The following is a 13033-nucleotide window of genomic DNA, read 5'->3' as shown; positions in this document are numbered from 1 at the left end:
TCTGTTTCGTTTTCAGGATTTCTCATGGTTGCAATAACATTCCATCCATTGCTTTGAAACAGTTTGGCCGTTGCCTTTCCAATGCCACTGCTTGCCCCGGTAATTAAAATAGTTTTTTTCATCGTCATTTTTTTTCAATGGTTAATAATGATGCAAAGATGGGTTGGTGGGTAAACGGGCAGATAATACATTTAACGGAATTGTGGATACAAAACCTCTTTTCATATAGATGTCGCCCGGGAAAACAAGTTGTCAGCATATAGGTTATTCCATGCTTGTTTAGATATATACTGTGGACGGAAGGAACTAAACAAGATATATACTATAGGTGTAATAACTTTTTTCGGCTACTGACAGATTCCTTTCAGCGATAACTACTACTGAAGGGTGACTGAATTTTTATTTGTAGCGTGACTTTATGCAATACGTTTTGCAACGTGAGTGCTATTGGAAAACGGCAGAGAGCACTCATTTTAGAGGGAGATCAGTGGGAAGAGCAGCGGAACCGGTAAAGTGAAAATATTTCATGTAAAATTTATTTGACGCGGGTTCTGAGCAGCAACTTCGTGTGTGTCAATGCCAAGCCGTTACGGACTTCCAGTTATTGATAAAGTAGATTGACACGGTAGTTTTATAAGTTGAAAATCGGAGGCAAAATTGGCTACCTCGCTAACAATTTTGATTGTATTTTAGCAGCCCGTTTTTCCCCGAGACGGCTTGAGCGTTATAAAGGGAAAGATTTTTACAATAAAACAAATACGATTATGGCCAAGGAAATTGCAAAAGAGAACCCGGTGATTGATGCATTGAAAAAATTGAAAGAAGAAGAAGCTGAACTGATGTCGAAACTGAAGCCTGTTCAGGAAGCTATTGGTGCACTTGAGAAAATTGTTGACAAGTCCGTTAAGAAAGTGAAGCCAGCGAAAGAGAATGGTGACAACTCTACTACTGAAGAACTTGCACTGGAAGCTGCTGGTGAAGCTCAATAAGAAAAACTATAAATCGAAAGATTTAACGAAGGTTGCAGGGTGAAAAATCCCTGCAATTTTTTTATGCCTGTTCCATCCTGTTGAAAGTTACCAACGTAGTTCCTATACGCCTCCCGCTGCTATACAATTGGCGAGTATTGGTGAAGATGCTCACGATATAAAAATGGAAGGATATGCGATCTGGTTTTAATCAATTCCTAAATCATTGGTCAACACATGTTCCAGTTTGATCTCCTGAACATGGAGGCCCACAGATTCACTAACAATACCGATAACTATATTTTCTATATCTTGTTTGCTACAAAGATTTTTTGGATCAATAAGCTTTTTGTGATTTAAGGATAAAGTCCATTGTATCAATTTGCTTGCGGTAGCATCATCGGTCAGTAATTCTGTGTGGGTATCGATTGTTATCCATAAAAACTTAATTTCCCTGGGTTTTGAAGGATCAAGATCTAAAGGCGAGAGGTAAGGCAATTCAATGTCAAGCTTACTTGCTATATCTGCCCAGGTATCTTTCAATTCATTCCGTGGAATCCAGTCCGTTAATTTGGAGTCAGGCTTAAATTCATTTTCATTGGTGGGAAATCTTTGTATAAAGTAATTTCTGAATTTATAGAATAGAATCTGAGATTTGCATTTATCGCTTGGATGTATGGTTACTTTGTTAACAACACAGTCCGCTATGTCCTGAACGGTATATATTTTCTCGGCCTCTTTGTTGGGAATGGTAATGTCGAAGTGTGTTTCTATATCTACGATAAGTGCTACGCTATCTAAGCCCATAGTCGCATGGTTATAACATTAATCTAAAACCAAACACCGGTAATTCTCCCTGCATAAAATCAAGATCTTCGGATCTTTTAAACCCTAGTGATTCATACATCTTCCAGGCGGTTTGCATGGCCATAGTAGTATGAATGATCAGCTGCAGGAGTTTCTGTTCTTTTGCTTTTTTTATGCAGGCAAGCGTTAGCAATTTACCGATACCTTGCCCGCGCGCTAGATCATCCACCGCCAGCAGTCTGAACCCGGCAGCATTTTGTTCTTGTGTAGCAGTGCCACCAGAACCATAATATTTCATGTCGCCAAAATATACAACTGCTCCAGCTATAGTACCGGTTAATGAAACGGCTACGAGTATATCTGTATCCGGTTTAGTGGTAAGCTCACCTACATTGGCGAGCATGCGGTAGTAATTAGGTTGTTCAGATTCTTTTGGGAAGCCTTCCAGTCCCGAATACACCTTTACCATGAGTCTGCCAATTAGAGAGAACTCGTCTGGTGTTGCGCTTCGGATAATATAGTTATCGATCATTAATGTTTATAGCCCATGTGAGCAATGTAGGTTCTCTTCAAAGATGAAGCCTGTTATCTAATTCTTGTACCCTTTTACAATTTCAAATCTTGTTTTGAAATTTAGAAAGTACTTTTCAAAGTATCTATAGGATAGATAGGAAAAGAAAATGGTTGTTGTCAGTATAAGTAAATAAACAATAATATACCGGAGTGGTAAATATATAGTCATATCCGGGAGTAATTTCGAAATGAAGAATATAAGTAACGGATGGAGAACATATATTCCAAAAGAAATTCTTCCCAGGAAATCGAGGAGGCCTACTTCCAAATTCACCATTCTGTTTTTAATCTCAATCTGCCCGATAATTAAACATAGTGCTACTACAGAAATAATCTCGTTATCAATGAAGGAAGCTATATGATATTTATTGATGGCAACCAGGAAAATGATCACCCAGCAAACAGATTGCGTTAATTTGTTATTCACCAGTGCGAGGAATAATGTGTTTTTATTTTTATATAGCAATGCTCCGGCTGCTCCTATCAGCATACAATGAAATCGGGTAATGTGTATGGATACTTCCCAAATGGAATTTGGATAAAACAGATGGAGAACAGTCTTGGCGCTGATCAAAATGATAATGAGTGTTATTGCGAGCGATAACAGCATAGTTGCTTTTTTATTGAGCCAGGGCCAAAACAGATAGAATTGTTCTTCTACGCCTAAAGACCAGTAATGAGATAAGAGCCCCACGGTGCTCCCTCCGGTGATAAAAGGAATATTGGCAGCCGGCAAAATATAGTATAGAAGAGTTTGCCAGTCGATACAAATGCCATATATAAGCATCGTTACTATATATAGACCTATATATAAATAATACAGCGGCCAGATTCTGAGGATTCTTCTTGTGTAAAAATTTTTGATATTAATATCCTGTATATCTTTTTCTGTTTGCAACAAGAAGGTTATCAGAAAACCACTTAGAACGAAAAATATGCTCACTCCATATCCAGCAAGTGAAAGGCCCTGAGGTTTTCCTTCTTGCGACACGCCAAATAAAAAGGGATCCAGATTGAACTCCTTCAAACTTAGTGTTGTATGAGAAACGACAACAGCTATGGCTGAAATTGCTCGTAAACCGTTTAAGCCAGAAAAGTAGATAGATTTGTTACTCATCAGGTTAGTGCGATCCGATGCGGGTTGATTAACAGTCTGAGCGTATGTACAGAAAATGAACTCAATGATTTATAAGATGTTTGCAGCTTCACGTTATAACTTAGCCTGTAAAATATAAAAAATGATTTAAAATACATGGAGTTAAGCTTCTAATGGTAGAATCAGTTCTGCAAGAGGAACATTTCTTTGTTGTAAAGGGCTTTCTTTTATAAGCGTCATTTGGACGTGTTAGGTATATAGATGTTTGCTTCCACATTCAGGAGCGACCTGTATTCACCGATTCGTAAATCTCTATGCCCGGTATCTTATGTAAATTAATAAACTTGTAGAGGAGATCGATCACCAATCAACCAGATGTGACCAAAGGGATCTATAAATCCTCCTTGTCGGTGAATACCCCACAGAGCTTCGTGATTCCGGATAGGATCGAAGTCACCATTTGCACCACACTTCACCGCACGAGTAATGAAAGCATCCGGATCATCACAGAAAACTTCAATGCGGGCAGAAGTGATGCCAAGCTTGGCTGGACTTTCCCAACCATTTGCTGCTGGCTCGCCCAAAAAGAAAGGAGCTCCGGCAATTTGTAATCCCGCGACTGAGCCTAAGTTCCATAACTCTGTAGCTCCCAATGCCTCTTTGTACCAGGCAACAGCTTTAGGAGTGTCTGATACTGCCAGCATTACAGAAATAACTGGTGGCGTATTGTGTTGGTAAGATGCATGCATAAAAATTATAATATGTTAATAAACCTTCTAACAAATCTTCTACCAAATATACCAACACAAAGTATATATATCATACTCTTGGCCATCGCCACGCATACCAGGCAATAGTGCTTGTAAGTACAATTTCAACAACGCCCAGGTAAGTATAAAGCGTCCACTCATCAATGGAAGTTACGGTTATAAGAATCATAAGTAATAGGTTATGATTTGTGAGTCGTTTATAGATAAGTATAAACTGTTAATGAAAGTATTCCAGGCGACTTCCTACAACATTTTAAATAGTCTGGCCGTGTTGTGAACTCATCACTCAAACACCTTGCTAAGGTAGGTTCGGAAAGTGTCTTAGACTGTCTAATACTGAGAAATCTTTGTCGTTACAAATGAGAACCTTCTGAATCTTGTGCTTCTTAAATCTTGACTTTCTTATTTTATATTTTTATGCCCTTTGTTCATTATACCTTGTGCTGAATTTATATATTACCGGTAAAGTAAAATGGAAACTTCATCGAAGACTTCAATACCAATGATCATAAGAATAACCAAGCATCTTCCATTGTTAGAGAGAATTTTATTAACGGCTCTTGTGATTGGGGCAATGCTAATGTTGTTGGAAATAAGCACGATAGTGATTGAGGTAGCACTTATCGGACTTGGTGTCGTCTTTTTCTTATTCGCGTTTCGACCAGTCGATCTTTCCGAGCAGATGAGCAAGCAATTTGGCTTTTCAGAATTACTGGGATTGATGATTATACCAAAGGTGCTTTGGATAAGCTCAGGAATTTCTGCACTTGGTATTGCGTTTTCCCTCTTTCATTTGGGTAATGATGGGTATAAAACACTTTTAATAACGGGTGGTACAACAATTGGAGTTGGAATAGGAGTATTGTTGTTTATTATTTTCTTGACGGGAAAAAACAAGTATTTAAACGTAGTGCTTCCTGTATTACTAAGGTCCATTTCTCTCCTTCTTATGGATATTTATATGTTGTAAGTAAAGTAAATATCTTTCAATAGAGTGTCCACTATATAACGGCTTCGAAGCAATTTGAGATTTTAGAGGATAAACTCGCCTGCCTCTTCGCGAGTAATAATAACTGCTTCAAGTATAGTCTGCGGTGATTTCCGTATGTTGTCAGAGAGTGATACTATATTTTCACCTATAGCAGCGAGCTTATACTATCGTCAAAAGCCATTTAGAAATCGTCCGGAAGCGGACATATTCTCATAGTATATATTCATAGTAATAATTAGGATAAACACTGGTGGGAGTAATTATTTGTACGATTATATAAATAACGGAATAATTAGCTTAGTTGGATTTTTTACTCTATTCAAAGAAAGTATTCACTTCACCGGGCATCCTTTTATTTAACCGTTCGAACGTTTTAATCCTTAAGCTGTTCTTCACCATTATTTTCAGTAGCCATACCGTTGCGTGTGTAAGGTTTGCCTATAGTTTACTTTTTATAGCCGTAGCTATAGGTCTATCATTGTGTCCTAAAAATTAAAAAAAAGTTATGATTAAAAAGTTTTTTGCACCGGTGGCCATGTTATGTGCTATCCTGTTTGTTTCATCTTGTTCAAGTGACGATGACAGTACAGCTGTAGTTGCTGACTTCTCATTGTCTGTTAGCGGTCAGGCACCGAATGCTACCGTTACAATTACCAACTCAACAACAGGTGCTGTTGTATATGGATGGGCATTCAGCGCTGGCGCTAATGTTAGTACATCGCTGGATAAAGATCCTGCAGCTCTTACGGTTGATAAGGCCGGAACATTTGAAGTTACCCTGGTAGCAACCAGTGGCAGCGACACCAAGACAGTTGTTAAAACCGTAGAGATCGAAGGAAACAGTGCTATCGTTACCTATACCGATGTTGCTTTTGCGCGTGAAGCAGGAAGCTCTACCTACGGTCGTTTCTTCTCTACGCAAACAGGACTGATCTATAAAGACAGCGAAGTGAACAGCACTACAGGTCCTAAAATTGATCTTGCTTTCAGTCAATTAGGTACTTCTGTAAATTACTTTACAAGTCCTGATGATGCGAACGAGAAATTTGGAATAGCAGGAGCAACCACTACAAAAGTTATCAACTACCCAGAGGGGCTTGGCGTTACTCCAACTGTATTTGACAACGCTACTGACGAGAGCTTCATCAAAAATGTAGCGATCGATGCGAGCGATGAGGAGAGCTTTGGTACATCTAACCCGTATATCATTCTGTTTGAAACTGCATCAGGAAAAAAAGGTGCTATTAAAACAACGGCTATCAATGGTGAACGCCTGCTGGTGAATATCAAAGTTCAGAAGTATTAATAGTCTTTAGCTATAATAACATTAAAGCCCTGGAATACCGGGGCTTTTTTCATATATATAGGAAGTTCGTTGTAAAGCATTAAATTTGGTGTGGTATTAACCGTAATGTATCAACGCTAATGGTAAGTTGTATATTATAATCCCATCAATAAATATGAAGCCCTATTTTTCAACCGTAACCCTTTTCGCACTACTAATTTCAATGATCATCTTTTCCTGTTCGGATGATGACAATGGTATAGAGACAAATACATTGGTGGGGAGTGTTAAGCTTTATGATAAATATGGAGAGGAGAACCTGGTATATTCTGATGTTACTATCAAATTCGGTGATGTAAATGCAAGCCCTGTGGTAGTTACTCCGGACGCTAACGGAAAATTTAAAGTTGATAATTTACCCAAGGGCGACTTATTGTTAACGATCGATAAACCCGGATATGTAGGGATTAACACAATTAAAATAGAGCATACCACCAGTGCAGATACAGTATCTGAGATTGCGTTAGTGGAAGAAATTCCTTTTTCTTTTGATGAATACTTCTGGGTAGACTATGCAGATGGCTGGCTGAGTTATCAACGTTCCACAAACGATAAACCCGATGGAGACTATATGGTGGGGGAATACTTCTGTTTTAGTAAAAGTCCGGAGGTATCAATCAATACGAAAGAAATAGCATTTGGTCCCGGAGGATACATCAATGCGGGCTATGTGAATAATGTACAAAACTCTTCTGTTACATTCAGTGCCGGGAACTTCCTGAGCAGCGGTTTTGCGTATGGTGATAAGATATACGCTACCAACTATGCGGTATCGGAAATGTTTAGTAATGTGATTCGGGAACAGCAGAAGAAATTCAACATTGTACTGTATAAGATGAACAACCCATCGGTGATAAATTCCTTTATTTTCAAGGAACAATAATAAGATAATGTTGGTAATTGAAATTATCTTATAGATTAGTGATTTAATACAATTACTGTACGATATGAAATCACCGGTGGAAATTCTTGCCCGACAAACACAGGATGCTTACAATTGGCTGAATAGACTGATAAGCCCTGTTCCGTATAATCAATGGGAGAATACACCGGAGATCATTGAGTCAAACATAAGCTGGCAGGTAGGCCATTTGGTGCTGAGTCACTACTTCCACGCAGTTATGGTAATAGTCGGGCATCAAAAAGATATACTTCAGCAGGTGCCTATGCGGGAGTATGATCAATACTTTACCCATGGCATTCCGAAGAAATCGGTGGGTAAAGCAAGTCCGGAGCAATTGCATAATCACCTGCAATTTATACAGCAGCGTTCGATCGAGATCATTCAATCATTAACACCTGATGATCTGGAGCATCCACTGGTGCCTACTCCTGTGCCGCATCCGGTGGCCAGTAATAAATTCGAAGCACTTGACTGGAATGTAAAACACACCATGTGGCACTGCGGACAACTGGGCTTAATGAAAAGAGTTGTTCACGAACGGTTTGATTTCGGCTTGCAACGTCAATAACAGGTATATACTTACTGCTGAGCTCTGCCTGTATAGCAAAGCCCAACAGTATATATACTTATGCCAGTACACTTTCCAATCCTTTTTGTACAGCCGTTTCCATTACCCCCGGAATGCCGGCTCCCTCGATTCTATAGGTAGTTATATCGGTGATGCCTATAAAGCCGAGTATGAATCGCAGGTAGGGTTCTGCATGATCGATAGCTTTCAGCGGGCCTTCCGAGAATACTCCGTTTGAGGCAATTGCTAAATATACTTTCTTGCCTTTCAGCAGACCTTCTGCTTTGCCGGTCTGGTAACTGAATGTTTTACCTCCCCGAACAATATGATCTACCCAGCCTTTTAATATAGCCGGTATAGCAAAATTATATATAGGCAAACTGATGACAACTATATCTGCTTCTGATAACTCGGCTACCGCATTGTCTGAATCACGAAGTGCTGTGCGTTGCTCGGTTGTTTGACTATCATCAGGCAACCGGTAAGCCGTAACGTGAACGGACTGCAGTGGTTTATAATTTTTATCGATCACGTTGTTCACAACAACTTTACTTCCGGGATTTTCTTTTAATAATTTTTCAATGATCGTATTTCCCAGCAATGTACTGTTCGACTCTTCTCCGCGTGGACTTGAAACTATATGCAATATGTTTTTCATGACTTTTTAGTTGAGTTTTATTTCCGAAATGGCACAAGCAGAACAGCCGCTGCGTAACCACAGAGGAATTGTTATAAGGGCTGATCAAAGCTTTACCGTTCGAATAGTGTATTCGACCTTTAAATTCTTTTGCGTGTCATGACAGCGCTTTTTTCGCGCTTTGGTGTTACAAAAATAGATACCTTTGCTATGCAAATATTAGTAGTGAACAGAAGGTTAGTACTAACCTTCAGGTAACTTAACCATAAACTATATATGCCAGGATTAAAACCTAACAGTCCTCTCTCCAGTGCAGAATGTACTGCCGCACTAAACGCAGTGGGTGATGCACTGTACGTGATCGGAGGAAAATGGAAACTGCGAATTATCATCGCGCTATCAGAAGGTAACAAGCGGTTTAATGAATTGCAGCGCAAGGTAACAGGCATCTCGGCTCGTGTGCTCTCAAATGAATTGAAGGATCTTGAGATGAATGGTTTTATCAAACGAAATGTATATACGGAAACAACGCCAGTGATGGTGGAATATGAAGTTACCGAGTATGCAGATTCCCTCCACGAGGTGTTGCAGTCGCTGAATAAATGGGGCACGCAGCATCGCGAGCGCATTCGGAACCAGGCCATTGCCGAGCAGCAGTTGTCGAAGGTAGCCTGATATATACCCTGCACAAGGTATATCTTGTCTAATGGTAGACGAGGCGTGACCTGCGTTGCTTCTCGCAAACGTTGCATGTTATTTGATCCGGGTATATATCCGTAATTAATCGGCCCGTTTCTCGCTTTTATACTATTTATTGGTCAACTTAATGGGAGTTGAAATTTACTTACCCAAATCCCCTTTGTTATGGCCATCCAAACTAAAAATGTCGTCTTTGTTACCGGTGCCTTTGTTACCAACCTCGGCTGGAATCCCTGGATCGAATACTTTCAAAGTAAAGGCTATACATGTGTAGCTCCTCCCTGGCCGTTTAAAGATGCTCCTCCGGATGTATTGAGAAAACGCCAGCCCAATGATATAGATCTTGCCACGCTTACGCTCAGCGAAGTGGTGGATCATTATGCCGGTATTGTAAAAAGTTTTCCGGAGAAGCCCATTGTGATCGGCCACTCGTTGGGAGGACTGATGACACAGATCATTGTGAATCGCGATCTTGCAGCGGCCGGTGTTGCTATACATTCAGTTCCGCCACTGGGTGTATTTCCCTATGAGTTTTCATTTTTAAAAGCAGGATGGAAAGCGTTAGGACTTTTCACTTCGCTAAAGAAGACCTACCTGATGTCGTTTAAAGACTGGCAATATGCTTTTGTCAATGAGATGCCACTCGAAGAACAATTGGAAGCGTATGAACAGAATACTATACCTGAATCGAAAACTGTAGCACGTGGCGGACTAACCAGTGCTGCAAAGGTAGACTTCGATAAACCGCATGTACCGCTTCTTCTTACTTCGGGCGACCTCGATACCATTATACCCGCTCACCTCAATCTTCGTAACTATAAACGGTATAAAAAGAACGGCTCTGTTCTGGACTATAAAGAGTTTAAAGGAAGAAATCACTACGTGGTGGGGCAGTCTACCTGGAAGGAAGATGCCGACTATATATTGGAGTGGCTGGCGAAGCAGTAGATGCTTTGAGGTGCCAGGTTTAAGGTTTAACGTTTAAGGTTAGTACGTTTCTATTCTTATAATGGTGAGGGCATTCATTAAGGTCCTTCACCATTTTTTTTGATATATATTTACGCCTTTTTGTAAATTCTTTTGCCGAGCCATAGCGTAAGAAACAGAATCCCCAATAATCCAGCAGAGCTGAAAATTACTCGCCAGGTTTCTTTTTCTCCGGTTATACCAGTAACGATCAGTACCCACGAAATTGCAGAAGCGATGAGACAAATACCGAGGGGAATTAGAATTGTTATTTTTCGTTTCATCATATATAGTTGCGTTGAATAATAATTAGCAGGCGTTGGTCGCTCCGCCAAAAAAGATCTTTTTCAAAAGTAAATGAGTACCGAATGATTTTCCAATCCCTGCCAACGCCTATATCCGGGTATATAAATGTATATTACTACACATCAAAAAAATATATAGCATAATCACTGAGTGAACGGGGAAATATTTAGAAAGTATACTCCCTCTGTTTAGGTAGTCAGTCGATTCTGGAAGGAGTCAAAAAAATAAAAATATATTTTTGGGTGAATCGCTAATACAGCGATTCACCATTAGAATCTGTTGTGAGCAGATCGCTCATGTAATCGAAGAACGGGCGAATGGCTTTATAGGTGTTGTTTACTTTCAATAGGAAGTCTGGTGCCATTACTTCGCTATCGGTAAATGTGTGCTCGAACCAGAATTGTTTATAGCGAAGAAGTTCTATAGCGGGATCATCGCTGGAGAAACCGCGTGGTGCGCTCTTTACCTGTTCGCCCTGCATACCACCAAAGTTTTGTTTGATGCTCTTGGTGTTCAGTATTTTTTTCCAGTCGGTATAGTTTGCTGCTATATCTTCGCGTATACGTTTCAGGTCATCAGTATTAGGATTCATAAATCCACAGGCTATACGCGAAGCTCCTGGTTTTATGCGAATATAGTATCCACCGCGCAACAAAGGTTTGGAGCGTTTCAGGTAACCGGCAAACCGGGCGTTATAGGGAGCTTTGTTTTTTGAGAAGCGTACGTCATTGTAGATGCGATAGAGGCTCTTCTTCCCCGAAGGATTTTCCAGTTGATCATGAGTATTCATCTTCGCGATGAGTGCATCCATAAATGCTTCGGCATTTTCTTTGGCAAGTTCATATTGTGCTTTATGCTCGCTGAACCATTCGCGATCGTTGTTTGCAGAAAGCTTCTTTAAAAAATCAAAAGTGGATTTGTTGATAACCGGATTGCTCACGTTGTGATAGATTATTGAGTATAGAGTATAGCCGTAACAAAAAGTATATAGAAAAAAGTTTGCCTGCCTGGTAAATTAAAACCGGGTAACCTTGCCTTTATTTTCAAACCAGGTATCTTTTACAGCTCCTACACCATTAAAACGATATTGTATGCCTACAATGTTGCTTGCGTCATTGGGGAATGTAAATGAGTATGCTTTCTGATCGTTGATATAGATCGTAGTATGTTTGTTAACGGTTTCTATCCGAAGTTTAGTCCATTGAGTGAGGTCGGCTCCAAACCTGGAGAGGTCAGCATCTTTACTGGTGACATAAGTTCCGCAGAACGCTAATTGCAGATCGCCAACACAGCTCCTGGCAGAAAAAGGTATAATAATTATATCGTCTTTGCATTGAATCAATACCTGTACGGGTTGACATACATTGGTGCCTTCATTGAAGTCACTTTGCAGTTTGGTTTCAAACGTAAAGTTGTCGCTCATCAGATCGCCCAGGTTACGCTGATTGAAAAAGCGAATACGCGGAGCTTTCGGATGAAGTGAGAGATTGTATTTCTTCAATATACTTTCATTTACTTCTACGATACTGTCTTTTATACATTCTGCCTGTGTGAAATATAGCGGCACAGGATTATTCTCTGCCAGGCACAACCATCCTCCGGAAGTAATCCAGAGATCATGCGTCTTTACAACAATGGTATCGATCAGAAGTTTTGCACGGAAGTAGCCGGGGTAATAGTAGATAGCAGAGTGTGCCGTTTTGTTTTTGGGTACACGTACTTTCCGGGAGAGGTCCCATGTCTGCGCTATAAAAACAGAATCGGTAGGAGAAGCTTCAGCATTATAATGAAACACAACCGAGTTGGGTACACCTTCTGTTACCATCTTGTCTGCACGGAAAGAGTATAGATTGCTGTCGATCGTATAGTTTTTTATTTTATACCTGGCAGGGATCAGTGCATACCCCAGGAGCGCGAACGGAATCAACAGCAATAACCAGTAGTAACGCGTGTTATGCTTGCGTACGGTGGCTGCCTGAACCGGAGCGGGTTGTACTTCATCCACTTCTATTGTAGCAGAAGTGTTACCTTGCTGTTTAAATGTGCGCCAATCGGTATAGCCGGCAAATTTGGCCAGAGCATTTAGTGTGGTAAGCGTTGGAGCGCTGTCGTATTTCAGTTTTCCCCAAATGCGTTTCAGCGTTGTTATACTTAACCGCACACCGGTACTTTCGTGAATAGTGTCGCTCAGTTTTTCAAAATCATAGTTTACCCACTGTTCGCTGGCGCCCCAACCGAGTTGAGATTCGATCAGCAACAGGCATCGGGTAACTTCTGATTCTTCTCCGTTTTTGGTCATAGTAAAACAATGGTATAGGCTTGTACGGATTTGGCACGAACTTGAACAACGAAAAACAATCCTTTTGCAGGAATTTTGGCGTTCGAAACTTCAATCCAAAAACC

16 protein-coding genes are annotated in these 13033 nt (G+C 40.3%); 7 read left to right on the top strand and 9 right to left on the bottom strand.

Translation table 11 applies throughout. The features are described from left to right. On the bottom strand, positions 1-122 hold a 122-nt coding region (locus tag VIN08_RS17360), incomplete at its 3' end, for an SDR family NAD(P)-dependent oxidoreductase (protein ID WP_331967583.1). A 642-nt stretch (positions 123-764) separates the two neighbouring features. On the opposite strand from VIN08_RS17360, the gene VIN08_RS17355 reads away from it, so the two are divergent. Next, on the top strand, positions 765-989 hold the full coding sequence (locus VIN08_RS17355; RefSeq protein ID WP_331967581.1) for a hypothetical protein: 225 nt from the start codon (positions 765-767) through the stop codon (positions 987-989). 186 nt (positions 990-1175) lie between these two features. Here VIN08_RS17355 and VIN08_RS17350 read toward each other — a convergent pair whose 3' ends face one another. The 4 genes from VIN08_RS17350 to VIN08_RS17335 all read right to left on the bottom strand — a co-directional run bounded on the left by VIN08_RS17350 (position 1176) and on the right by VIN08_RS17335 (position 4193). Beyond that, on the bottom strand, positions 1176-1775 hold the full coding sequence (locus VIN08_RS17350; protein WP_331967579.1) for a hypothetical protein: 600 nt from the start codon (positions 1773-1775) through the stop codon (positions 1176-1178). A 10-nt stretch (positions 1776-1785) separates the two neighbouring features. After that, entirely contained in the window at positions 1786-2307 is a 522-nt protein-coding gene (locus VIN08_RS17345; RefSeq protein ID WP_331967577.1) for a GNAT family N-acetyltransferase, read from the bottom strand. 57 nt (positions 2308-2364) lie between these two features. Continuing rightward, entirely contained in the window at positions 2365-3465 is a 1101-nt protein-coding gene (locus VIN08_RS17340; RefSeq protein WP_331967576.1) for an acyltransferase, read from the bottom strand. A gap of 314 nt (positions 3466-3779) precedes the next feature. Continuing rightward, on the bottom strand, positions 3780-4193 hold the full coding sequence (locus VIN08_RS17335; RefSeq protein WP_331967575.1) for a VOC family protein: 414 nt from the start codon (positions 4191-4193) through the stop codon (positions 3780-3782). A gap of 523 nt (positions 4194-4716) precedes the next feature. Here VIN08_RS17335 and VIN08_RS17330 point away from each other — a divergent pair. The 4 genes from VIN08_RS17330 to VIN08_RS17315 all read left to right on the top strand — a co-directional run bounded on the left by VIN08_RS17330 (position 4717) and on the right by VIN08_RS17315 (position 8022). Then, a complete protein-coding gene (locus tag VIN08_RS17330; RefSeq protein ID WP_331967573.1) occupies positions 4717-5184 on the top strand; it encodes a hypothetical protein in 468 nt (155 codons plus the stop codon). A 526-nt stretch (positions 5185-5710) separates the two neighbouring features. Continuing rightward, entirely contained in the window at positions 5711-6511 is an 801-nt protein-coding gene (locus tag VIN08_RS17325) for a hypothetical protein (RefSeq protein WP_331967571.1), read from the top strand. 202 nt (positions 6512-6713) lie between these two features. Continuing rightward, on the top strand, positions 6714-7433 hold the full coding sequence (locus tag VIN08_RS17320) for a carboxypeptidase-like regulatory domain-containing protein (protein WP_331967569.1): 720 nt from the start codon (positions 6714-6716) through the stop codon (positions 7431-7433). A gap of 64 nt (positions 7434-7497) precedes the next feature. Then, on the top strand, positions 7498-8022 hold the full coding sequence (locus VIN08_RS17315) for a DinB family protein (protein ID WP_331967567.1): 525 nt from the start codon (positions 7498-7500) through the stop codon (positions 8020-8022). Between the two features lie 58 nt (positions 8023-8080). Here the strand turns inward: VIN08_RS17315 and VIN08_RS17310 are convergent, their stop codons facing one another. Further along, the gene (locus VIN08_RS17310; protein WP_331967565.1) at positions 8081-8680 is read right to left on the bottom strand and encodes an FMN-dependent NADH-azoreductase; all 600 of its coding nucleotides are present in this window, start codon (positions 8678-8680) and stop codon (positions 8081-8083) included. A 255-nt stretch (positions 8681-8935) separates the two neighbouring features. On the opposite strand from VIN08_RS17310, the gene VIN08_RS17305 reads away from it, so the two are divergent. Then, a complete protein-coding gene (locus tag VIN08_RS17305; RefSeq protein ID WP_331967563.1) occupies positions 8936-9334 on the top strand; it encodes a helix-turn-helix domain-containing protein in 399 nt (132 codons plus the stop codon). 189 nt (positions 9335-9523) lie between these two features. Continuing rightward, the gene (locus VIN08_RS17300; protein WP_331967561.1) at positions 9524-10306 is read left to right on the top strand and encodes an alpha/beta hydrolase; all 783 of its coding nucleotides are present in this window, start codon (positions 9524-9526) and stop codon (positions 10304-10306) included. 110 nt (positions 10307-10416) lie between these two features. Here VIN08_RS17300 and VIN08_RS17295 read toward each other — a convergent pair whose 3' ends face one another. The 3 genes from VIN08_RS17295 to VIN08_RS17285 all read right to left on the bottom strand — a co-directional run bounded on the left by VIN08_RS17295 (position 10417) and on the right by VIN08_RS17285 (position 12929). Next, entirely contained in the window at positions 10417-10611 is a 195-nt protein-coding gene (locus VIN08_RS17295) for a hypothetical protein (RefSeq protein ID WP_331967559.1), read from the bottom strand. Positions 10612-10880: 269 nt separating this feature from the next. After that, a complete protein-coding gene (locus tag VIN08_RS17290) occupies positions 10881-11570 on the bottom strand; it encodes a DUF2461 domain-containing protein (protein ID WP_331967557.1) in 690 nt (229 codons plus the stop codon). 75 nt (positions 11571-11645) lie between these two features. Beyond that, positions 11646-12929, bottom strand: coding sequence for a hypothetical protein (locus tag VIN08_RS17285; protein ID WP_331967556.1), 1284 nt, complete (start codon positions 12927-12929; stop codon positions 11646-11648). Between the last annotated feature and the right edge of the window lie 104 nt (positions 12930-13033).

This window comes from Ohtaekwangia sp. (assembly GCF_036568665.1).
Taxonomy (GTDB): Bacteria; Bacteroidota; Bacteroidia; order Cytophagales; family Cyclobacteriaceae; genus Ohtaekwangia.
This window is presented reverse-complemented; position numbering and strand designations above follow the sequence as displayed.